General features: G+C 74.5%; 23 protein-coding genes and 1 pseudogene. 16 read left to right on the plus strand and 8 right to left on the minus strand.

The window, feature by feature from the left end:
- Positions 1-333 precede the first annotated feature (333 nt).
- The 3 genes from A6V29_RS16420 (at position 334) to A6V29_RS16430 (ending at position 2,962) form a co-directional block, all read left to right on the plus strand.
- Positions 334-1,713 (plus strand): WS/DGAT/MGAT family O-acyltransferase, encoded by a 1,380-nt coding sequence (locus tag A6V29_RS16420; protein WP_137161294.1) that lies wholly within the window; start codon positions 334-336, stop codon positions 1,711-1,713.
- A 47-nt stretch (positions 1,714-1,760) separates the two neighbouring features.
- A complete protein-coding gene (locus A6V29_RS16425) occupies positions 1,761-2,273 on the plus strand; it encodes a DUF6912 family protein (RefSeq protein WP_137161295.1) in 513 nt (170 codons plus the stop codon).
- Between the two features lie 179 nt (positions 2,274-2,452).
- The gene (locus tag A6V29_RS16430; RefSeq protein ID WP_137161296.1) at positions 2,453-2,962 is read left to right on the plus strand and encodes a MaoC family dehydratase; all 510 of its coding nucleotides are present in this window, start codon (positions 2,453-2,455) and stop codon (positions 2,960-2,962) included.
- A gap of 10 nt (positions 2,963-2,972) precedes the next feature.
- Here A6V29_RS16430 and A6V29_RS16435 read toward each other — a convergent pair whose 3' ends face one another.
- Entirely contained in the window at positions 2,973-3,383 is a 411-nt protein-coding gene (locus A6V29_RS16435; RefSeq protein WP_137161297.1) for an NUDIX domain-containing protein, read from the minus strand.
- 80 nt (positions 3,384-3,463) lie between these two features.
- Here A6V29_RS16435 and A6V29_RS16440 point away from each other — a divergent pair, with 80 nt between their 5' ends.
- The 5 genes from A6V29_RS16440 to A6V29_RS16455 all read left to right on the plus strand — a co-directional run bounded on the left by A6V29_RS16440 (position 3,464) and on the right by A6V29_RS16455 (position 6,859).
- Positions 3,464-4,087 (plus strand): DUF6758 family protein, encoded by a 624-nt coding sequence (locus A6V29_RS16440; protein WP_137161298.1) that lies wholly within the window; start codon positions 3,464-3,466, stop codon positions 4,085-4,087.
- Positions 4,088-4,248: 161 nt separating this feature from the next.
- A complete protein-coding gene (locus A6V29_RS21055) occupies positions 4,249-4,407 on the plus strand; it encodes a hypothetical protein (protein ID WP_170977914.1) in 159 nt (52 codons plus the stop codon).
- 5 nt (positions 4,408-4,412) lie between these two features.
- Positions 4,413-5,036 (plus strand): PH domain-containing protein, encoded by a 624-nt coding sequence (locus tag A6V29_RS16445; protein WP_137161299.1) that lies wholly within the window; start codon positions 4,413-4,415, stop codon positions 5,034-5,036.
- Positions 5,037-5,097: 61 nt separating this feature from the next.
- Positions 5,098-5,955: a PHP domain-containing protein gene (locus A6V29_RS16450; protein ID WP_137161300.1), complete on the plus strand. Its 858-nt coding sequence runs from the start codon at positions 5,098-5,100 to the stop codon at positions 5,953-5,955.
- Positions 5,956-5,992: 37 nt separating this feature from the next.
- Positions 5,993-6,859, plus strand: a complete 867-nt coding sequence (locus tag A6V29_RS16455; RefSeq protein ID WP_249933293.1) for a RecB family exonuclease — start codon at positions 5,993-5,995, stop codon at positions 6,857-6,859.
- On the opposite strand, the gene A6V29_RS16460 is transcribed toward A6V29_RS16455, so the two are convergent.
- Positions 6,848-7,483 carry a LysE/ArgO family amino acid transporter gene (locus A6V29_RS16460; protein WP_249933294.1) on the minus strand — a complete coding sequence of 212 codons (636 nt, stop codon included), beginning with the start codon at positions 7,481-7,483 and terminating at the stop codon, positions 6,848-6,850. The genes A6V29_RS16455 and A6V29_RS16460 overlap by 12 nt on opposite strands.
- A 70-nt stretch (positions 7,484-7,553) precedes the next feature.
- On the opposite strand from A6V29_RS16460, the gene A6V29_RS16465 reads away from it, so the two are divergent.
- Positions 7,554-8,441 carry a LysR family transcriptional regulator ArgP gene (locus tag A6V29_RS16465; RefSeq protein WP_137161301.1) on the plus strand — a complete coding sequence of 296 codons (888 nt, stop codon included), beginning with the start codon at positions 7,554-7,556 and terminating at the stop codon, positions 8,439-8,441.
- 2 nt (positions 8,442-8,443) lie between these two features.
- On the opposite strand, the gene A6V29_RS16470 is transcribed toward A6V29_RS16465, so the two are convergent.
- The 4 genes and pseudogenes from A6V29_RS16470 to A6V29_RS21775 form a co-directional block, all read right to left on the minus strand.
- Complete coding sequence (locus tag A6V29_RS16470; RefSeq protein WP_137161302.1) at positions 8,444-9,313, minus strand: oxygenase MpaB family protein; 870 nt, start codon at positions 9,311-9,313, stop codon at positions 8,444-8,446.
- Entirely contained in the window at positions 9,310-10,224 is a 915-nt protein-coding gene (locus tag A6V29_RS16475; protein WP_137161303.1) for an alpha/beta fold hydrolase, read from the minus strand. Before A6V29_RS16475 ends, A6V29_RS16470 begins: the two co-directional genes overlap by 4 nt.
- Before the next feature lie 46 nt (positions 10,225-10,270).
- A complete protein-coding gene (locus tag A6V29_RS16480; protein ID WP_249933295.1) occupies positions 10,271-11,392 on the minus strand; it encodes an outer membrane protein assembly factor BamB family protein in 1,122 nt (373 codons plus the stop codon).
- A 577-nt stretch (positions 11,393-11,969) separates the two neighbouring features.
- Positions 11,970-12,908 (minus strand): annotated as a pseudogene (locus tag A6V29_RS21775) (DEAD/DEAH box helicase); the annotation flags it as partial.
- A gap of 507 nt (positions 12,909-13,415) precedes the next feature.
- Here A6V29_RS21775 and A6V29_RS16490 point away from each other — a divergent pair.
- Entirely contained in the window at positions 13,416-14,066 is a 651-nt protein-coding gene (locus A6V29_RS16490; protein ID WP_249933296.1) for a ferritin-like fold-containing protein, read from the plus strand.
- A gap of 162 nt (positions 14,067-14,228) precedes the next feature.
- Here A6V29_RS16490 and A6V29_RS16495 read toward each other — a convergent pair whose 3' ends face one another.
- Both A6V29_RS16495 and A6V29_RS16500 read right to left on the minus strand, forming a co-directional pair.
- On the minus strand, positions 14,229-14,465 hold the full coding sequence (locus tag A6V29_RS16495) for a DUF3107 domain-containing protein (RefSeq protein WP_137161305.1): 237 nt from the start codon (positions 14,463-14,465) through the stop codon (positions 14,229-14,231).
- A gap of 96 nt (positions 14,466-14,561) precedes the next feature.
- Positions 14,562-15,194, minus strand: coding sequence for a TetR/AcrR family transcriptional regulator (locus A6V29_RS16500; RefSeq protein ID WP_137161306.1), 633 nt, complete (start codon positions 15,192-15,194; stop codon positions 14,562-14,564).
- Between the two features lie 71 nt (positions 15,195-15,265).
- On the opposite strand from A6V29_RS16500, the gene A6V29_RS16505 reads away from it, so the two are divergent.
- The 6 genes from A6V29_RS16505 to A6V29_RS16530 all read left to right on the plus strand — a co-directional run bounded on the left by A6V29_RS16505 (position 15,266) and on the right by A6V29_RS16530 (position 20,540).
- Positions 15,266-16,306 carry an alpha/beta fold hydrolase gene (locus A6V29_RS16505; protein WP_137161307.1) on the plus strand — a complete coding sequence of 347 codons (1,041 nt, stop codon included), beginning with the start codon at positions 15,266-15,268 and terminating at the stop codon, positions 16,304-16,306.
- A gap of 86 nt (positions 16,307-16,392) precedes the next feature.
- A complete protein-coding gene (locus A6V29_RS16510) occupies positions 16,393-17,334 on the plus strand; it encodes a DUF3152 domain-containing protein (RefSeq protein ID WP_137161308.1) in 942 nt (313 codons plus the stop codon).
- 220 nt (positions 17,335-17,554) lie between these two features.
- Positions 17,555-18,715, plus strand: a complete 1,161-nt coding sequence (gene moeZ / locus A6V29_RS16515; protein WP_137161309.1) for an adenylyltransferase/sulfurtransferase MoeZ — start codon at positions 17,555-17,557, stop codon at positions 18,713-18,715.
- Positions 18,716-18,794: 79 nt separating this feature from the next.
- On the plus strand, positions 18,795-19,376 hold the full coding sequence (locus A6V29_RS16520) for a TIGR03086 family metal-binding protein (protein WP_137161310.1): 582 nt from the start codon (positions 18,795-18,797) through the stop codon (positions 19,374-19,376).
- Positions 19,377-19,402: 26 nt separating this feature from the next.
- Positions 19,403-19,786 carry an MGMT family protein gene (locus A6V29_RS16525; RefSeq protein ID WP_137161311.1) on the plus strand — a complete coding sequence of 128 codons (384 nt, stop codon included), beginning with the start codon at positions 19,403-19,405 and terminating at the stop codon, positions 19,784-19,786.
- A gap of 4 nt (positions 19,787-19,790) precedes the next feature.
- Positions 19,791-20,540, plus strand: coding sequence for a biosynthetic peptidoglycan transglycosylase (locus A6V29_RS16530; protein WP_170977915.1), 750 nt, complete (start codon positions 19,791-19,793; stop codon positions 20,538-20,540).
- Positions 20,541-20,599: the final 59 nt, after the last annotated feature.

The raw sequence follows: 20,599 nt of genomic DNA on the forward strand, positions 1-20,599 counted from the left end.
GTCACCAGGTCCGGCGCGGACCGGTTCCCGGGACCCGCGCCGGGAGATCGGCGCGGCCCTGGAGCGGTTCGCCGGCCGCGAGCCAGCCCACTTCCTCCCGGCCGACCGCCGGGCGACCGATGCCGCCCTGGCGGCGGGGCTGCGCTGGCCGAGGCGGCCCCCGGGTCGCCGCTGCGGGCCGCGCTCCGGACCCTGGCGGCGACCCTGGCCGACGTCCCCGAGCCGGCTCCCGGCCGCCGGGGGATGCGACGTGCGCGGGCGAGCTGATGACCGGGTGCCCGCGCCGGCCGTCCGTCGTAGCGTGAGCTCCCGGCCCCGACCCTGAGGAGTGCGATGGTCGAGCGGCTGAGTGCCCTGGACGCGTCGTTCGTGTACCTGGACGAGCCGGGCACCCCGATGCACGTCGGCGGCCTCCTCGTGCTCGAGACGCCGCCGGGCGGCGTGGACGCCCTGGCCGCGCTGGTGGCGGCGCGGCTCGCCCTCGTGCCCCGCTACCGACAGCGGATCGCCGTGGTTCCGGCCCACCTCGCCGACCCCGTCTGGGTGGACGATCAGGACTTCGACCTCGCCTACCACGTGCGCCGGTCGGGCCTGCCCCGTCCCGGCACCGAGGCGCAGCTGCTCGACCTCGTGTCGCGGCTGGCGTCCCGGCCGCTGGACCGCAACCGCCCGCTGTGGGAGGCCTACCTGATCGAGGGCCTCGAGGGCGACCGCGTCGCGGTGATGACCAAGACCCATCCCGCCCTGGTCGACGGGCTCAGCGCCATCGACATCGGCCAGGTCCTGCTCGACGTCGATCCCGACGCCCCCGTGCCCGAGCCGGTCGACTGGGAGCCCGCGCGGGCTCCGCGCGGCACGGAGCTGGTGCTGCAGGCGCTGGACGAGTACCTGCGTCGCCCCTCGACGCTGGTCGAGGCGGGCAAGGCGGCCGTGACCGACCTGCGTACCACCGCCGGCCGGATCGGGAGCGTCGCCGGCGGGCTGCTGCGGGCGGTGCGGTCCACGGTCCTCCCCGCGCCGCACGGCCCGCTCAACGCACCGGTGGGGCGCCAGCGCCGGGTCGCGGTCGCCCGCGCCCGCCTCGACGACGTCAAGCGGATCCGCTCGGTGCACGGCGGCACCGTCAACGACGTCCTCCTCACCGCGGTGACCGGGGCGCTGCGCGAGTGGTTGCTCTCCCGGGGGGAACCGGTCGGCGGCGGGAGCTCGGTGCGGGCGCTGGTCCCGGTGGCCCTGCAGGACGACGACGGGCTGTCCAGCACCAGGGTCTCCTCGCGGCTGGTGGAGCTGCCGGTCGGGGAGCCCAACCCGCGGGTCCGGCTGGCCCGACTGGCGTACGCGATGCGCGGCATCGGTTCCCCGGGCCGGTCGGTGGACGCCGACCAGCTGATCGCGCTCACCGGCTTCGCCCCGTCGACGCTGCACGCGCTCGGCGCGCGGGCGGCGCGCGGGCTCTCGCGGCGGCTGTTCAACCTCGTGATCACGAACGTGCCCGGGCCGCAGGTCCCGCTGTACGCGGCCGGCGGGCTGATGCGCGAGGTCTTCCCGATCGTGCCGCTGGTCCGCGGTCAGGGGCTGTCGATCGGGATGACCAGCTACCACGGCACCGTCTTCTTCGGGTTCAACGCCGACAGGGACAGCGTCGGCGACGTGGACGTGCTCGCCGATCTGGTCGAGCAGGAGGTCGAGGCCCTGCTCGAGGCCGCCGGCTGACGGCCGGGATACCGTCGACCGATCCATCGACGCGAGGAGGCGCCCGGGTGCGCGTGTACCTGCCGGCCACGACGACGGTGCTGCGGACGCTGGTGGACGAGGGCCGGCTGCCCGGTCCGCACACGGCGTTCGCGGTCACCCCGCAGTTGCGCGAGTTCTACGAGCGCAGCGACCCGCGGGCCGACCTCGAGGAACTCGAGTACGCCGCGCTGCTCGCCGCGGCGCGCGCCAGCCTGCGGATGCTCGACGTCGATCCGCTGGCCGTCCGCCGGCGGGTCGTCCTGGCCGCCGACGTGCCGGACGGCGAGGTCGCGCCGATGGACGACCCGCACGTCGAGCGCGGTGCCGTGCGGGTGTCCGCCGACGTCCGCATGCAGGACGTGGCCAGCGCGCACATCGACGACGGCGACGCCGAGGACGACGTCCGTGCCGCGGTGAACGTGGTGCTGGAGGCCGACCTCGGCAGCGAGGACGCGCAGTTCGTCGTCGACCAGGCCGAAGGGCACGAGCTCGCCTGGTACGCCACGCAGGAGCTGGGCCCGGCCCTCGAACTGCTCTGAGCAGCCGCCCCCGCCCGGGTGCCCCTCGACCGAACCTCCGCGAGATCTGCACACTCGGGGCTTTCGAGGCGCCGAAAGCCCCGAGTGTGCAGATCTCGGCGGTCGCGGGACGGGGGGCGTGGGGCCCTCCGTAGGATCGCCGGCAGTCCAGGCGGGTCCTTCGAGGTCAGGAGCAGCACATGCAGTTCGGTCGGTACTACGAGGAGTTCGAGGTCGGCGCGGTCTACAAGCACTGGCCGGGGAAGACCGTCACCGAGTACGACGACCACCTCTTCTGCCTCATCACGATGAACCACCACCCGCTGCACCTGGACGTGAACTACGCGGAGAAGACCACCGACTTCGGCAAGAACGTCGTCGTGGGCAACTACGTCTACTCGCTGCTGCTCGGCATGAGCGTGCCGGACGTCTCCGGCAAGGCGATCGCGAACCTGGAGATCGAGTCGCTGCGGCACGTGGCGCCGACGTTCCACGGCGACACGATCTACGGCGAGACGACGGTGCTGGACAAGACCGAGTCCAAGTCCAAGGACGACCGCGGCATCGTCCACGTCGAGACGATCGGCTACAAGCAGGACGGCACCGTCGTCTGCATCTTCCGCCGCAAGGTCATGGTGCCCAAGCGCTCCTACGGCGAGGCCCGCGGCGGCGAGCAGCCCGGTCGCCCGGAGCCCACGCCCCGCGGCTGACCGCCCCCGCTCAGGGCAGCGCGCCCCACTGCCGCAGGGTCTCCAGCAGGCGCGGGGTGCTCGGCAGCCGGTCCAGGGTGGCGGCGTCGGCGAACAGCGCGTCGTCGGCGTCGTCACCGGGCACCGGCTCGGCGCCCGGCTCCAGCAGGGTGCAGGCGAAGTCGGTCACCTCGTAGACGACGCCGTCGCCCGGGATCGAGAGCCGACCGACGACGGCGTCCGGACGGACGGCCAGACCGGTCTCCTCGCGCACCTCCCGCACGACGGCGTCGGTCAGCGTCTCGCCGGCCTCCACGCGCCCGCCGGGCACCGACCAGAGCCCGGCCGAGGGCGCGTGACCTCGCCGGATGAGCAGCAGCCGTCCGGCGTCGTCCAGCACCACCGCCCCGACGCAGGGCACCACCGGCAGGTCCGCGGTCACGACCGGCACGCTACGGGCCCGGGTCCATCCGTCGGTGCAGCGCTTGACGATCGCGGCCGGTCACAGGACGGTGAATCCCGATGAGCGTCTCCCCGGTCTGCCCCCGCTGCGGCGAGGAGGTGCAGGTCCGCCCCGGTGCGTCGGCGCAGGGGTGGTGCCACGTGCACGGCGCGGTCACCCCGCTGCACCACACGGTGCTGGTCGCACACGACGCGCTCGCGGCGGTGACCGCCGATGCGCGCGTGCCGGCGTGGGTGCCCGATCCCATGCCCGCCGGCTGGTCGGTGACCGGCCTGGCCTGGGGCGGTGAGCCCGGCGCCCGCGCCATCGTCGTCGACACCGCCGGGCCCGCGCCGCTGGGCGGTTCGGCGGAGCTGGTGCTCGTGGCCGAGGAGCCCGGCACCGGGGTCGGCTGCGGCTACGCCGGGCTGCCGGGGCCCGATCCCGGCGACGTCATCGAGGGCCCGTCGTCGGTCGCCGTCGAGGCCGCCGGTCAGCGGGCGCCGCTCTGGGCGGTGCCGACGTCCGACGACCGGGCGGCCTTCGTCGGGGAGGCCTACGGCGTGTGGCTCTGGCTGGTGCTCTGGCCGATGGACGCCGCCTGGCTGCTGGCCGAGGAGCCGAGGCTGCTCGACCTGCGCGAACGCATCTACCCCGACCTGCCGCTTGGCCCGCCCAGCGAGCACCTGCTGCCCGGCCGCTGACGCGAGGACGCGCGGTCGGGGATGATCGGCGCGTCGACCCTGCGACGCCCGGGGCCTGTGTTACCCATGTGACGAACGCGTCCGCCGCAGGTCCGGGCGGGTCTTCCCACGTAGGTCCGGTGTTCGCCCCGGCCTGCCCGTTCGAGCGCCCAGGAGGTGCGGTGAACCTCAAGAAGGTCCTCACCTGGCTGGTGATCGCCTTCGTGGTCTGGTACGTCATCCAGAACCCCGAGGACTCCGCCGAGATGGTCCGCACCGCCGGCACGGCGCTCGGTGACGCCGCCGCGTCGTTCTCCGAGTTCGTCTCCTCGCTGGCCTGAGGTCCGTGTCCGCGCCTCCCGTCCTCCCGGGCCGCGCCAGCAAGGACGCCGCCAAGTACCTGCTCGACGACGAGCAGGTGGTGCTGGCGACGCGGCGGCACTGGGCGGTCCTCATCGAGCCGACCCTCCGGTTCCTGCCGGTGTTCCTGGTCGGTGGGTGGATCTTCCTGTTCGACCCGGAGAACGGGTTCACCAGCGCGGTGGGGCTCGTGATCGTGCTCGGCGCCCTGACCTACTACGGGCTGCGCGTGGGCGAGTGGTGGATGCGGCACTTCATCGTCACCCGACGGCGGGTGCTGCTCACCTCCGGCGTGATCGTCCGGACCGTCACGCTGCTGCCGCTGCGCCGCATCACCGACCTCACGTGGGAGGAGACGTTCTTCGGGCAGATCCTCGGCTACGGCAGCTTCCGGTTCGAGTCGGCCGGCCAGGACCAGGCGCTGCGGCACATCACCTTCATGCCGGACGCGAAGGTCGTCTACCGGGCGGTCAGCGCGCTGCTGTTCGCCAGCGACTGGGGTGGGGCGGCGACCGGCGACGACGAGGGCAATCCCGATCCGCCGCCGCCCCCGCCACGGCCGGCGGCCGGCACGACCCACGACACGCAACCGCTGCCGGACCGGCCCTGAGCCGCCACGCCGGCCGGGGCTGACGGGTGGCCGGCCGCGCGGTGCGGCAGGGTGGGCGGTGATGCGGATCGACCTGCACACCCACTCCTCGGTGTCCGACGGCACCGAGACGCCGGCCGAGCTCGTGCGCACCGCACGCGCCGCCGGGCTGGACGTCGTCGCGCTGACCGACCACGACACCACCGACGGGTGGGCGGAGGCCGCGGACGCCCGCCCCGCCGGGCTCACCGTCGTGCCGGGCATGGAGCTGTCCTGCCGCTGGTTCCCCGCCGACCAGCCCCCGATCAGCGTCCACCTGCTGGCCTACCTGTTCGACCCCGCGCACCCCGCGCTGGCCGCCGAACGGGAACGGCTGCGCGCCGAGCGGCTCGGGCGCGGGCAGCGGATCGTCGAGGCGCTGGCCGCCGACGGCTACCCGGTCGACTGGCCCGAGATCCTCGCGGCCTCGGCCGGCGGGGTGGTCGGCCGGCCGCACGTGGCGCGTGCCCTCGTGCGCGCCGGGGTCGTCGACTCGGTCGACGCCGCGTTCGCCTCGCTGCTGCACCACCGCAGCCCCTACTACGTGACCAAGGCCGACACCGAGGTGCGCCAGGGCATCGCGCTGGTCCGTGCCGCCGGCGGCGTCCCGGTGTTCGCGCACGGGCTGGCCACCAAGCGGGGCCGCGTCGTCGGCGACGACGCCATCGGCGCGATGGTCGAGGCGGGGCTCGTCGGCCTGGAGGTCGACCACCCCGACCACAGCGAGGCGGAGCGGGAGCACCTGCGGGGGCTGGCGCGGGAGCTCGGGCTGATCGTCACCGGCTCCAGCGACTACCACGGCACCAACAAGACGACGCCCATCGGCGCCTGCACCACCGCGCCCGAGCAGTTCGAGGCGCTGCTCGACGCCGGCACCGGCACCGCGCCGTCCACCGGCTGACACCGGATCGTCGTACCCGCTGGCTACCGTGGCGGGCATGCGCAACCCGACCGACGGCGGGCAGACGGTCCTGCCCGGCATGCCGCGGCGGCTGCTGCGCGCGAGCCCGAAGTCGCTGGCCGATTTCTCCGACTGCCCCCGCCGCTACCGGTTCGCCAACGTCGACCGCCCGTCGCCGCCCCGCGGCCCGCGGTTCGCGCACCACAGCGTCGGCACGGCGCTGCACCAGGCGCTGGCCCAGTGGTACGACCTGCCGGTCGAGCGGCGCACGCCCGCCGCGGCCCGGCAGCTGCTGTACGCGGCGTGGACGCCGGCCGGGTTCCGCGACGGCGAGCAGTCCGAGCGCTGGCGGGCCCGCGCGGCCGGCTGGCTGACCGACTACGTCGCCGAGCTCGACCCGACCGTCGAGCCGCGGGCCCGGGAGCGGACCGTCAGCACCACCACCGAGCGGCTCACCCTGTCCGGCCGGGTCGACCGCATCGACGAGCGCGGCGAGGAACTCGTCGTCGTCGACTACAAGACCGGCCGCATCCCGAGCACCGACGACGAGGCGCGCGGCTCGCAGGCGCTGGCGCTCTACGTGCTCGCCGTCCGCCGCACGCTGCGCCGTCCGTGCTCGCGGGTCGAGCTGCACCACCTGCCCAGCGGCACCGTCGCCGGCTTCGACCACACCGAGCGCTCCCTGGCCAACCACGCCCGCCGGGCGGAGGACGTCGCGATCGACATCCAGGCGGCGACCGAGGCGGTGGCCGCCGGCCAGGACGCCGACGACGCCTTCCCGGCGGTGCCCGGCCGGCAGTGCGGCTGGTGCGACTTCCGGTCCGCCTGCCCGCCCGGTCAGGCGGCGGGCCCGGCCCGCGAGCCGTGGAGCTTCCTGTCCGAGGACGACGGCTCAGCCGCCTGAGACCCCCCGGACGGCGAGCGAGATCCCCAGCGCGGCCATGACGACCGCGATGACCGCATCGAGCACGCGCCATGCCCCGCGCCGCGCGAAGATCGGCCGCAGCAGCCGGGCGCCGAAGCCGAGGCCGGTGAACCACAGCGCGCTGCCCACCGCGGCTCCGGTCGCGAACCACCAGCGGTGCTGCTCGTAGGTCGTCGACAGCGAGCCGAGGAGGACGACGGTGTCCAGGTAGACGTGCGGGTTGAGCCAGGTCAGTCCCAGGCAGGTCGCGACCGTGACCGCCAGGGCCGTGCGCGCACCCGACGCGTCGGCCTCCAGGGCACCCGAGGGGCGCAGTGCTCGCCGAGCGGCCAGGACGCCGTAGACCAGCAGGAAGGCAGCGCCGGCGAAGCACACCACCGTCAGCAGGCCCGGACGGCTCAGGACCAGCGTGCCCGCCCCCAGGACGCCGGCGTAGATCAACGCCACATCGGAGAGGGCGCAGACGGCCACGACCACGCCGACGTGCTCGAGCCGGAGGCCCTGGCGAAGGACGAAGGCGTTCTGGGCACCGATCGCGACGATGAGCGACAGCCCGAGACCCATGCCGGCGAAGGCTGCGGTCCAGGCAGGGGAGGAGAGCACCCGGCAACCGTAGGAAGAAGGGAACCCCAAGCCCAGCTCAGGATTCTTCAGCAGCTGTAGCGTTCCTCATGTGGATGTGGAGCTCGGGCAGCTGAAGGCGCTCGCGGCTGCGGTGCTCACCGGCTCGCTCGACGGGGCCGCGCGCGAGCTGCACGTGACCCCGTCCGCGGTGAGCCAACGGCTCAAGGCGCTCGAAGCGGCCACCGGGCGCGTGCTGCTCGTCCGCTCCAGGCCGGTCCGCGTCACGGCGGCCGGGGCGGCGGTGCTCCGCCTCGCCCGCCAGGTGGAGCTGCTCGCCGCCGACGCCGCGCGGGAGCTGCGCACCGACGGCACGAGCGGCGCACCGGTCACGGTGCCCCTCGCGGTGAACGCGGACTCGCTGGCGACCTGGCTGCTCCCGGCGCTGGCCCCCCTGGCCGCGGAACACCGCTTCGACCTGCACAGCGCCGACCAGGAGCGCACCAGCGACCTGCTCCGAGACGGCACCGTCATGGCGGCTGTCACGGCGGCGTCCGAGCCGGTTCCCGGGTGCCGCGCGGTCAGGCTCGGGGTCATGCGCTACCGGCCGATGGCCACCGCGGCCTTCGCCGGGCGATGGTTCCCCGGAGGAGTCACGGCCGATGCCCTCGCGGTCGCCCCCGTCGTCGTCTTCGACCGCGACGACGACCTGCAGCACGCGTACCTCCGACGGCACGGGATCACCCATCCGGCAGTTCACCATGTGCCGTCGTCGGCCGACCATCTGCGGGCGGTCCGCCTGGGGCTGGGCTGGGGGGCCGTGCCGGACCTCCAGCTGGCCCAGGCTGCCGGACCCGGCGGCGGCGAGCTGGTCGAGCTGGATGCCGACGGCGCCACCGACGTCGTCCTCTACTGGCAGCAGTGGCGGCTGAACTCCCCGGCGCTCGACCGGGTGGCCGAGACGGTCATCACCACGGCTCGGGCGCACCTGGCCCCCTGAGCTCAGGCGCTCAGCCGCTCGGCTCCCACCCGCTCGAAGCCGCCCCAGACGATCGGCGAACGCTGCGCGCGCCGCGGCAGCCGCAGCAGAGCCTGGCGGAAGGCGGTCACCGCCGCCGTCGCCGGCACGTCGGTGATCGCGAGCCCCGGCAGCGAGTACAGCCGGCGCGCCCAGGCCGGCAGCAGGGCCACCGCGAGCGAGGCCAGCCCGCCCCAGGCCGGCTGCGCGGGGGTCAGGAAGCGCACCCACGTGGGCATCGGGGGCAGGACGACCAGCCGGTAGGCGTCCCGGGCCGCGGGCGTGACCGCCAGCTGCGGTCGCATCCGGGCGAAGTAGCCGGCGAGCTCGGCGACGGAGGAGGGCACGTCGCCGGCGTCGAGCCCGATCAGCTCCGCCGCGGTGACCTGCTCGGCGACGTAGGTGTCGGCGTCCGCGTCGGTGAGCGGCAGACCCGCCCGGCGGGCCACCGACAGGAAGGAGTCGATCTCGCAGCAGTGCACCCACAGCAGCAGGTCGGGGTCGTCGACCCGGTAGGTGCGGCCGGTGGTCTCCTCGGTGCCGCCCAGGCGCCGGTGGATGCCCCGCACCCGGGCCGCCGCCCGTACCGCCTCGGTCCGGGTGCCGAATGTGAGGGTGTCGACGTAGGTGGCGGTGCGGATCAGCCGTGGCCAGGGCTCGTCGGTGAAGCCGAGCGAGTTGCGGGCGACGCCGTCCATCGCCACCGGGTGCAGGGCCTGCAGCAGCAGGGCCCGCAGCCCACCCACGGAGAAGGTGGGATCGGCGTGCACCCGCCACGTCAGGCTGCCGGGCCCGAAGAACCCGAGGTGGTCCTCCGCCGCGGTCCAGTCCGACCGCGTCGGCAGACGGTTCACCGCGGGACCGGGACGGCCGACCAGAACTCGCCGAGCACCGCGAGCGTCCGGCCGGGGTTCTCGACGGCGGGGGAGTGGATGGAGTCCTCGATCACCGCGTAGCGGGCACCCAGCCGCTCGGCCATGTCGGCCTGCACGTGCGGCATCCAGGCGTCGTCGGCCTCTCCGTGCAGCACGAGCACCGGAACCCCGGTCGCCTTCAGCTCGGCCACCCGGTCCGGCTCGGCGAGCATCGCGTCGGCCATGCCCCGCAGCCCGGCCGCGGAGTTGCTCAGGAACCGGCGGGCGTAGAACTCCCGCGTCGGTGCCGGCACCGCCTGCGCCTTGGGATCGGTCATGGCCAGCTGCTCCATCGTCTCGTGCACCAGCGCCACCCCGCCGGCCTCGAGCAGCGGACCGAGGTGGTCCAGCAGCTCCGCGCGGCCGCCGGTGAGTTGCGCCGGCCCGGAGCCCATCAGGGTGAACGAGGTGAACAGCTCCGGCGCGGCCAGCACCGCCGCCCGGGTGACCAGCCCGCCGAAGCTGTGCCCCAGCAGGTGCAGCGGGCCGGCGTCCTCCGCGGCGAGCTCGCGGGCCACCGCGACGACGTCGTCCCCGAGCTCGGCCACCGAGTACCGGGCGGGGTCGTCGGGTCCCGGCGACTCGTACTGCCCGCGCTGGTCGATGGCCACCACCCGGTAGCCGGTCTCGGCCAGCGGGGCGAGCAGCGGGGCGAAGTCCTCCTTGCTGCCGGTGTAGCCGGCGACCATGAGCACCGTGCCGCGGCTCCCCGGGCCGGTGTCCAGCGCGGCGAGCGGGCCGGCGCCGCCCTGGAAGGTGCGCGCGTCGGCGCCGTGATCGGCCAGCTGGCGCAGATCGGTCGGGGCGACGGCGGGCGGGGAAGCGGAGTCGGGAGCACCGGGCAGGACCATGCGTTCCAGTGAACCGCGTCGTGCCCGGCCCTGTCACGGTGGGTGACTAGCGGTAGCCGAGCACCCGGTCGTCCAGCCGGAGGACGACGGCGGGTCCCAGGATCGTCGCGACCCCGTCCGCCGCCACCGACGCCGGCCAGCGGTCCAGCTCCGCGCCGGTGAGAGCGTCCCGCAGGGCGAAGCCGTCGGGATCCGGCACGACCAGGCGCTCGTCGGCTGCCGTCGGCAACCCGTTCGCCGGCGCGCTCCACCTCGGGACGCCGGTGGCGGGGTCGAGGGCCGAGAGCGTGCTGCCGGTCCGCACGAGGACGACACCGCCCGCCGACGTCTGCCCGACAGCCGCGTCGGGTTCGACGGGGAGGGTCGCGCGGGGGGCGCCTCCGGCGGCTGCGAACAGCCGCACCTCATCACCCGCGCGGACGCCGACGAGCTCGTCGGCACCGAGCAGCGCGACGTCGTCCCCGCTGGTGAGCGGGACGTCGACGGTCCAGTGCTCGGTGCCCTCGAACCCGTCGTAGAGGCGCAGTTGCCCGTGGTCGGCGCCCGCGCACCGCTGCAGGACCGCGACCCCGGCGCCGCCGGCCGCGGCATCCAGCCACCGGCACCCCTCGGGAGCCCGCGCCCGCCAGCGGATGTTGTTGCCGAGCGGATCGAGGGTCACCACACCGGTCGGGCTGCTGGCCAGGACGATCGACGGCGCGGAGGTGAGCACGGCGTCCCCGCGCAGGTCCAGGTTGCGGGTCCAGGTGCGGACGCCGGTGCCCGCGTCCAGGGCCACCGCCTCGTCGCAGCGCTGCGCCGTCCGGAAGACCGCGACGGCGACGCCGTCGGTGACGGTGACCCCGCACAACCGGGCGTTGCTGCGGGTGTAGTGCCAGGCGGCCTCGCCGGTGAGCGGATCCAGGGCCCGCACCCCGTGCGTCGAGCCCACGACCACCCGGCCCGCTTCGACGACGTCGCCCGGCATCGGTCCGCCGTCGGCCGACCAGGCGGCGGAGACGGCACCGGCCGGCGCCCCCGCGGGGACGTCGGCCGGTGCTGCTGTCCTGCTCTCGGTGGCCGCCGCGTCGGATCCGCGCCACAGCAGCGCCGCGACGACGACGAGGGCCAGGGTGGCCGCGATCCAGACCCACACCCGCAGGGGCGGGCGGACCAGCCACCTCCCCATCAGGCGCTGGGGGCCGACTCCGCGCCACCGCGTCCGGCACCGCCGCGACGGCGCCGACGGCGACGCGGCTTGGCGCCGCCTTCACCGCTCTCACCGCTCTCGCCCTGCGCGCCGCCCTCCGGACGGGACTCGGCCGCGCCGACGACGCGCCGTCGCCGCCACCGCCGCCACGGGTCCGCCGCCGCGGTCGGCTCTTGCCGCCGCCGGAGGGAGCCCGGTCACCGGAACGCTCGCCGTCGGGCCGTCCGCGGCCACCTCGGTCGCCGACAGCCGGCCGGTTGCGCTTGCCGGTCTCGCCCAGGTCCTCGAGGACCTCGGCGTCGAGCCCCTCGCGGGTGCGCTGCGAGCGGGGGAGGCGTCCGGTGGCGGTCTCGGGGACGTCCAGGTCGGTGTAGACCCACGGCGAGGTGGAGTAGGTCTCCGGCGGGTCGTCGAAGCCCAGGTCGAGCGCCTTGTTGATCAGCTGCCACCGGGGGATGTCGTCCCAGTCGACCAGGGTGACCGCCACACCGGTGCTACCGGCACGCCCGGTGCGGCCGATGCGGTGCACGTAGGTCTTCTCGTCCTCGGGGCACTGGTAGTTCACGACGTGGCTGACCCCGGTGACGTCGATGCCGCGAGCGGCGACGTCGGTGGCGACCAGCACGTCGACCTTGCCGCTGCGGAAGGCGCGCAGCGCCTGCTCGCGGGCGCCCTGGCCGAGGTCGCCGTGCACGGCCGCTGCGGCGAACCCGCGGTCGACCAGTTCGTCGGCGACCTTCTGCGCGGTGCGCTTGGTGCGGCAGAAGACCATGACCAGGCCGCGGTCGCGGGCCTGCAGCACGCGGGCGAGCAGCTCGGGCTTGTCCAGGTTGTGGGCCCGGTAGATGAACTGGGTGGTCTGCGGGACCGTCGAGCCCTCGTCGTTGCCGTGCGCCCGGATGTGGGTCGGCTGGGTCATGAACGACCGGGAGAGGGTGACGATCGGGCCGGGCATCGTCGCCGAGAACAGCATCGTCTGCCGCTTCTCGGGAACCATCGCGAGGATCCGCTCGATGTCGGGCAGGAAGCCCAGGTCGAGCATCTCGTCGGCCTCGTCGAGGACGAGCACCTTGACCTTGCCGAGGATCAGGTCGCCGCGCTGCGCCAGGTCGAGCAGCCGGCCGGGGGTGCCGACGACGACCTCGACGCCCTTCTTCAGCGACTCGATCTGCGGCTCGAACGCGCGGCCGCCGTAGATGGCCTCGACGCGCACGCCGCGCTTGGCGCCGGCGGTGGCCAGGTCGCGGGAGACCTGCACGCACAGCTCGCGGGTGGGGACGACGACCAGCGCCTGCGGGACGCCGTCGCCACCCTCGGCCGGCGGGGTGACGCGCTGCAGCAGCGGGACGCCGAAGCCGAGGGTCTTGCCGGTGCCGGTGCGGGCCTGACCGATGAGGTCGTTGCCGGCCAGCGCCAGCGGGAGGGTGAGCTCCTGGATGGCGAAGGTGCGGGTGATGCCGGCGTCGGCCAGCGCGGCGACGATGTCGGGGTGCACGTCGAAGTCGCTGAACAGCGGGCTGTCGGGGGCGACGGGCGCGCCGCCGAGCTCCTCGACCCGCGACTCGAGCTCCTCGGGCGCGGGGGCGCCGGACTCGGCGTGCTCGAGGGCGACGGCTTCCGTCGCCGGGGTCTCGGTGGACAAGGGGGTGTTCTCGGTGGAGGTCAGCGTTCTCGCCTCTGGTCTGCTGGGGGACTGCTCCGGCGGCGGAAGTCAACGGCGTCGGCGGCGTCCCGGTCGGTTGTCGCGGGATCGGGCTCCAGCGCCGACGCGCGGCCAGCATGACCGGGCGTCCCTGCGGACTGCCCGGGAGACGGCCCGGCAGGGGCGTCGTCCGACGGTCGTCAGCGCACAGATACACAGCGGGCCGTGCGGCCCACCGGCGGCCATGGTAGCGCGGGCACCGGTTAGCCTCGGCGCGGCCGCATGCACGGTGTGGCGCGAGCCACGCCCGCCCGGGCCCGGCGCGTCCGTCCCGCACCCCCGAGCACCAGGAGACCTGCGTTGAGCCAGCACGAGCCCGGAGCCGTCGTCGACCTGCTGGGCGTGCTGGCCTACGCGGAGCTGACCGCCTTCGACCGGCTGGCCGAGGACGCGCGGCTGGCGCCCACGCTGGCCGGTCACGCCGCGCTCGCCCGGATGGCCGCGGCAGAGATCGGCCACCACGTGCGGCTCGCGGAGCGGATCGTGGAACTGGGCGCCGAGCCGGCGGCGGCGATGGCGCCGTTCACCTCGGCGCTCGACACCTTCCACGAGAGCACCCGGCCGAGCACCTGGCTGGAGGGCCTGGTGAAGGCCTACGTCGGGGACGGGCTGGCCACCGACTTCTACAAGGAGATCGCGGCCTTCCTGCCCGACCCGGACCGGGCGCTCGTGCTCGAGGTGCTCGACGACACCGGGCACGCCGACTTCGCCGTCCGCGAGGTGCGGGCCGCGATCGAGGCCGACCGGCGGCTCGCCGGCCGGCTGGCCCTGTGGGGACGGCGGCTCGTCGGCGAGGCCATCACGCGGTCGCAGGCGGTCATCGCAGAGCACGACGGGCTGGCCGAGCTGATCATCACCGGCACCGGGGACCTCGCCGGCGTCGGCCGGCTCATCGACCGGATCACCGCCGCGCACACCGAGCGGATGAAGACCCTCGGCCTCAATCCATGACACTGCGGTCCTCCGGATCGCACCGCGGCCACGAGCCGTACCCCTGCCGCTCGGAGCGTGTTCGTCGCGCCTGCGCGGGACCCTCCGGGCCCCACTCGGCACGACCATGCAGAAGGGGGCGCCTCCCCGCAGTGCGGAGGCGCCCCCTTCGTGCTCGGGCTGCTAGCTGCCGGCGATGAAGCCGACCCGACGCTGGTCGGCCTGCGCGATCTCGACGTAGGCGATGCGGTCGACCGGAACGACGACCCGCCGACCCCGCTCGTCGATCAGCGTCAACAGGCCGTCCTTGCTGTTCCCGGACATGGCGGCGGACACGTCCGCAGCGATCTCGTCAGGGGTCTTGGGGCTGTCGATGATCAGCTCTTTGGGCGAGTGCTGGACGCCGATCTTGACTTCCACGTGGGCGATGCCTCCTCGTTCGCGACTGTCGTCAACGCTAGACCAGCCACGGGGCCGCGGGCGTGCCGAGGCGGTGCGCCGACAGCGAACGGCACGTCACCCGTCGATCCGGGGGAAGCCGGAGATGCCGCGCCAGGCCAGGGCGGACATGACCGACACCGCCTCGTCGCGGGAGACCGTCGCCTTGCGGGGCAGCCACCAGCGGGCGCTGGTCTCGGCCAGGCCGGTGAGCCCCGAGGCCAGCAGCAGGGCGCGCTCGGGATCCGCGCCGGTGTCGGCGGCGATCACCTCGGCGATGGCCTCGACGCACACGCCGGTACCGCGGTCGACGATCGCGCGGACGTCGGCGTCGTTGCGCAGGTCGGACTCGAAGACCAGGCGGAACGCCTCGCCGTCGGCGTCCACGAAGTCGAAGTAGGCCCCGACCGCGGCGTCCACCCGGGCGCGGTTGTTGTCGGTCGCGGCCATGGCCTCCGCGACCCGCTCGGCCAGCTCGGACACCTGCTCCTCGACCAGGGCGAGGTACAGCTCCCGCTTGCCCGGGAAGTGCTGGTAGAGGACCGGCTTGCTCACCCCGGCGCGGTCGGCGATGTCGTCCATGGCGGCGGCGTGGAAGCCCTGGGCGACGAACACGTCCTGGGCCGCGCGGAGCAGCTGCAGCCGGCGCGCCCCACGGGGCAGCCGGGTGGTCCGGCGGTTGACCGTCGGAGCGGGACGTGGGGGATGCATGGCAGCGAGATGTTACCGACGGGTTCGGCCCCGGCATCGGCCCTGGTGCGAGCACGTCTACCGTCGTCGCGATGCCCGAGCCCACCAGGTCGGTCTCCGCCGCACCGCCCGCCGGCCGACCCCTCGTCGAGGCGGTCGAGTCGGCGACCGCGCTGCCGTCGCTCGGCTCGCTGCTGCCCCCGTGGCCCGGTGAGCAGCTGCCGGTGAGTGGCGGCGAGGTCTTCGTCCGGCGCACTCCCTGGACCGGCCCCGTCGACGGCGCGGACGACCCGGCACTGCGCGAGCGCGCGCTGTACGTGCACGGGTTGGGCGGGGCGTCCACCAACTGGACCGACCTGGCCGCGCTGCTGGCCGTCCGGCTCGACGGCTGGTCGATCGACCTGCCGGGGTTCGGCCACTCCCGGCCCCGGTCGCGGGAGCGGTACTCGATCCGCGGGCACGTGCGCGCCGTCGTCGACGTCCTCGAGCACATCCGCCGGCAACCCGGCTCGGGACAGGGACAGCCCGTCCACCTGCTCGGCAACTCGCTCGGCGGCCTGGCGAGCCTCGTGGTCGCCGCCCGCCGACCCGATCTGGTCGCGACGCTGACCCTCGTCTCGCCGGCGATGCCGGTCTACCGGGTGCCCGACGCGTTCAGCAAGGCCCTGCTGCTCCTGGTGCTGCCCGGGGCCACCTCGCTCGCGGAGCGGCGCCTGGCCGGGGTGACCCCCGAGCAGAACGTCCGGGCGATGATCCGCATGTGCTTCGGCGATCCGGCCGCGGTGCCGGGGGAGCGCGTCGAGCAGGCGGTCCAGGAGATGCGCGAGCGGCTCGAGCAGCCGTGGGCGCACCGGGCCGTGGCAGGCAGCATGCGCGGGCTGATCACGTCCTACCTCCGGGTCGGCCGGGCGAACGCCTGGCGCATGGCCGCGTCGCTGCGGCGGCCGACGCTGGTGCTGTGGGGTGACCGGGACCGGCTCGTCGATCCCGCGCTCGCTCCCCGGCTGACCTCGGTGATCCCGGATGCGCGGCTGCGGCTCCTCGACGGCATCGGGCACGTCGCGATGATGGAGGCCCCCGAGCCCACCGCCCGCGCCGTCCTCGGGATGCTCGAGGGGCTGCCGCATCCCTGACGCCGGCTTGCCCCCGCCACGCCGCGGAGCGTGAGACGCTGGCGGGCGGTCATCGCGACGGTCGGTGGGGGCGAGGGGGTCGGGGAGTGTCGGGACGCCGCACCGACGGCCGGCCGGGCCCCCGCGGCGGTGCGACCCGGGCAGCGACCCCGCCGCGGCGCTCCCGTCCCGGTCCGCTCGTCGCGACGCCGGACCCCCGCAGGGCACGGACCACCCACCACGAGGCGCCCCTCCGGGCGTTCGCCCGCCGGTACGGCTGGCGCGCCTACGCCATCCCCTTCCTGACCGTGGCCACCCTGTTCGCGCTCGTGGACCTGGCCGCGCACGGGACGACGAACGCCGACCCCGCGGCCTCGACCACCGATCAGCCGACGTCCTCGGTCGTGTCCCTGCCCGATCCGGAGGTGACACCCCCTGCTCCGGCGGAGGGCGACGCCGAGCCGACCGAGGCGCCACCGCCGCCACCCGAGGCCGCCGTGGCGCCGTACGTGGAGCAGGGCGCCGGGACCGTCGCCGTCGTCGACGGGACCGGGCCGGTGTACGGCACCGGACCGCTGAACCGGTTCGTGGTCGAGGTGGAGGACGGCATCGGGGTGGACGGCCAGGCCTTCGCGGCCGCCGTCGAGGCGACGCTCGGTGATCCGCGGTCGTGGGGCGCCGGCGGCCGGATGTCCTTCCAGCGGGTCGGCGCGGCCGAGGCGGCCGCCGCGCAGTACGAGTTCAAGGTGACCCTGGTCAGCCCCGGCTCCATGGAGAGCTACTGCCCGGGCGTCGGCACCGGCGGCTACACGTCCTGCCGCTACGGCGAGCGCGCCGTCATCAACCTGGCCCGGTGGGCCACCGCGGTGCCGCACTACGACGGCGACGTCGAGACCTACCGCCACTACGTGGTCAACCACGAGGTGGGGCACGCGCTCGGCCAGGGCCACGTGAGCTGCCCGGGACCGGGTCAGCTGGCTCCGGTCATGGTCCAGCAGACCCTGGGGCTCGGGGGCTGCACGAAGAACGCCTGGCCCTACCCCACCTGACGTCCTCGGCGATGATCAGGTGACCTGATCATTTGGTGTCCTCCCTCGTGGTCGACGGCGAGGGAGGACGCCGCATGCCGAGGGAGGACGGCGTCTCCGGCCCCTCGGTCACCGGTCCGAGCAGAAGCGCGAGCCGCCGGGAATGGCGGTGGGCGGCCCGCGGTTGTGCCGGTGAACGTGCCGGTCCAGGCCGGAGAACCCGCCACACCGAGGAGCTCGCGTGTCCCTGCCACCCCTGGTGGAGCCCGCCGCCGACCTGTCGATCGACGAGGTCCGCCGCTACAGCCGTCACCTGATCATCCCGGACGTCGGCATGGACGGGCAGAAGCGGCTGAAGAACGCCAAGGTGCTCGCCGTCGGCGCGGGTGGCCTCGGCTCGCCGGTGCTCATGTACCTGGCCGCGGCCGGCGTGGGCACCCTCGGCATCGTCGAGTTCGACACCGTCGACGAGTCGAACCTGCAGCGGCAGATCATCCACGGCGTCTCCGACATCGGCCGCTCCAAGGCCGAGAGCGCGCGGGACTCCATCAAGGAGATCAACCCCTACGTCGACGTCCGGCTGCACAACACCCGGCTCGACAACGACAACGTGCTGGAGATCTTCGGCCAGTACGACCTGATCGTCGACGGCACCGACAACTTCGCGACCCGCTACATGGTCAACGACGCGTGCGTGCTGCTCGGCAAGCCCTACGTGTGGGGCTCGATCTACCGCTTCGACGGCCAGGTCTCGGTCTTCTGGGACGAGCACGGGCCGAACTACCGCGACCTCTACCCGGTCCCGCCGCCGCCCGGCATGGTGCCCAGCTGCGCCGAGGGCGGCGTGCTCGGCGTCCTCTGCGCGACGGTGGGCGCGATCCAGGCCACCGAGGCGGTCAAGCTGATCACCGGCATCGGCGAGACGCTGCTCGGCCGGCTCATGGTCTACGACGCCCTGGAGATGACCTTCCGCGAGATCAAGGTCCGCAAGGACCCCGAGGGCGAGCCGATCACCGGCCTCATCGACTACGAGACCTTCTGCGGCGTGGTGTCGATGGAGGCGCAGATCGCCGCGGCCGGCTCGACCATCACCGTCGACGAGCTCAAGGACATGATGGACGCCGGCAAGGACTTCGAGCTGATCGACGTCCGCGAGCCGAACGAGTACGAGATCGTGTCCATCCCGGGCGCGAAGCTCATCCCCAAGGACGAGATCCTCTCGGGCCGCGCGCTGGCGCAGCTGCCGAACGACAAGCCGATCGTGCTGCACTGCAAGACCGGCGTGCGCTCGGCGGAGGTCCTCGCCGCGGTCAAGGAGGCCGGCTTTAAGGACGCCGTCCACGTGCAGGGCGGCGTGACCTCCTGGGCGACCCGGATCGACAAGGCGCTGCCCACCTACTGATCGACAGCTCGACCACCGATCGACGGCTCGCACTGCTCCCCGAGGAGCGGAGCGGGCCGTCGTCGTCTTGACTGACTGCATGGCCGACTTCTCGCCCGTCGAGCTGCTCGAGCTGTTCCAGCGCGGGCAGGCCACGTTCACCGACCGGGTGGACGCGGTGAAACCCGGGCAGTGGGCGGACGAGGCGCTGCCGGGGTGGACGGTGGCCGACCTCGTCGCCCACCTGATCACCGAGCACCTCTGGGCGCCACCGCTGCTGGCCGGCGAGCCCTTCGTCGAGGGCCGCTTCCCCGACGACACCAACGACCTGCTCGGGGACGACCCGCTCACCGGCTGGGAGAGCGCCGCGGACGGTTCCCTGTCGGCCTTCGCCGAGGACGGCGCCCTGATCCGCACCGTCCACCTGCAGCGCGGCCCGACCCCGGCCGGCCAGTACATCCTCGAGATGGTCGCCGACCTCACCGTGCACGCCTGGGACCTCGCCCGCGCGACCGGCGGGGACCGGGAGCTCGACGGCGAGCTGGTCACCGCCTCGCTGGTGCTCGCCGAGCAGCTGCCGGAGGACGGCGTGCCGGGGTTCTTCGCACCGCCCCTGGACGTCTCGGCCTCGGCGCGGCCCCAGACGCGGCTGCTCGCCCGGTTCGGGCGCAAGGACTACTGAGCCGGCCGATCGGCCATGATCGAGGGGTGTCCGATGCCGCCCTCGACGTCGACGAGGCGGTGTTCGACGTCGTCGAGCGGATCCCGCCGGGACGGGTGAGCACCTACGGCGCGATCGGGCGGCTGGTCGGCGTCGGTCCCCGGCGGGTGGCCCGGGCGCTGTCGCAGGGCGGGGGAGCGGTGGCCTGGTTCCGGGTCGTCCGCGCCGACGGTTCGGTCGCGGAGCCGGTCCGCGTCCGCCAGCTGGAGCTGCTCGCGGCCGAGGGGGTGCCGGTCAGGAACGGCCGGGTCGACCTGTCCGCCGTGGGCTGGCCGGACCGCGACACGGGCCTCATCCCCGGGGATGACGCGGGATCGAGCAAGATCGTCCGGAGGAGCGACGCGGGACAGGGGTCCCGCGCGATCGGATGAGAGGGTGCCGAACCTGACCGCGCAGCGCCCCGCGCCCTCCACCCGCGCCCTCCGCGCCGCCCCGTCCCGCAGGTACGGGCGCCGGCTGCTGCTCGCCCTCGTCCTGCTGGTCACCGTGGCCGTCGCTGCGCTCTGGGTGGGCACGCCGGACGTGGCCGACGCCAGGACGCGGGTGGACGAGCGGCTGGCCGAGCTGTCCGGGACGCCGCTGGACGGCGAGATCCCCGAGCCGATCGCCGCCGCGCTGCTGGCGACCGAGGACAGCCGTTTCGCCGACCACATCGGGATCGACTGGCGCGGCGCCCTGCGGGCCCCGCTCGGCCTGGTCACCGGGGACGACCTCGGGGGCTCGACGCTGCACCAGCAGCTGGCCCGGATGGTCTACCTGGGCGGCGCCACCGACCCCTGGGCCAAGGTTCGCGCGGTCGTGCTGGCCGTCAAGGTCGACCGCGCGTGGAGCGACGCGGACATCCTGCGCATGTACCTGGACTCGGCGTACTTCGGCCACGGCTTCTACGGGGTGAGCTCCGCGGCCGAGGGCTACTTCGGGCGGCGGCCGGCCGACCTGGACTGGGCGCAGGCCTCGCTGCTGGTGGGCCTGGTCCAGGCGCCGAGCGCCTTCGACCCGCTGGTGCACCCGGAGCGGGCGAGAGCCCGCCAGGCGCACGTGCTGAACCGGCTGGTGGACGTCGGCACCCTCGACCGGGCCACGGCCGACCAGATCGCCGCGCAACCGTGGGGGCTGCGGAGCTGAGCCGTCCCACCTGACCCGGCCGTCCCGGAACTGTCGGCGGCGCGTGCTTCCATCGGAGG

The organism is Blastococcus sp. CCUG 61487 (assembly GCF_005222955.1).
Taxonomy (GTDB): Bacteria; Actinomycetota; Actinomycetes; order Mycobacteriales; family Geodermatophilaceae; genus Blastococcus.

Excerpts from the sequence above, each read along its gene's own strand:
- A6V29_RS16420 (WP_137161294.1), top strand. The coding sequence starts at position 334 with ATGGTCGAGCGGCTGAGTGCCCTGGACGCGTCGTTCGTGTACCTGGAC.
- A6V29_RS16430 (WP_137161296.1), top strand. The coding sequence starts at position 2,453 with ATGCAGTTCGGTCGGTACTACGAGGAGTTCGAGGTCGGCGCGGTCTAC.
- A6V29_RS16440 (WP_137161298.1), top strand. The coding sequence starts at position 3,464 with ATGAGCGTCTCCCCGGTCTGCCCCCGCTGCGGCGAGGAGGTGCAGGTC.
- A6V29_RS16450 (WP_137161300.1), top strand. The coding sequence starts at position 5,098 with ATGCGGATCGACCTGCACACCCACTCCTCGGTGTCCGACGGCACCGAG.
- A6V29_RS16455 (WP_249933293.1), top strand. The coding sequence starts at position 5,993 with ATGCGCAACCCGACCGACGGCGGGCAGACGGTCCTGCCCGGCATGCCG.
- A6V29_RS16475 (WP_137161303.1), bottom strand. The coding sequence starts at position 10,224 with ATGGTCCTGCCCGGTGCTCCCGACTCCGCTTCCCCGCCCGCCGTCGCC.
- A6V29_RS16480 (WP_249933295.1), bottom strand. The coding sequence starts at position 11,392 with ATGGGGAGGTGGCTGGTCCGCCCGCCCCTGCGGGTGTGGGTCTGGATC.
- A6V29_RS16500 (WP_137161306.1), bottom strand. The coding sequence starts at position 15,194 with ATGCATCCCCCACGTCCCGCTCCGACGGTCAACCGCCGGACCACCCGG.
- A6V29_RS16505 (WP_137161307.1), top strand. The coding sequence starts at position 15,266 with ATGCCCGAGCCCACCAGGTCGGTCTCCGCCGCACCGCCCGCCGGCCGA.
- A6V29_RS16520 (WP_137161310.1), top strand. The coding sequence starts at position 18,795 with ATGGCCGACTTCTCGCCCGTCGAGCTGCTCGAGCTGTTCCAGCGCGGG.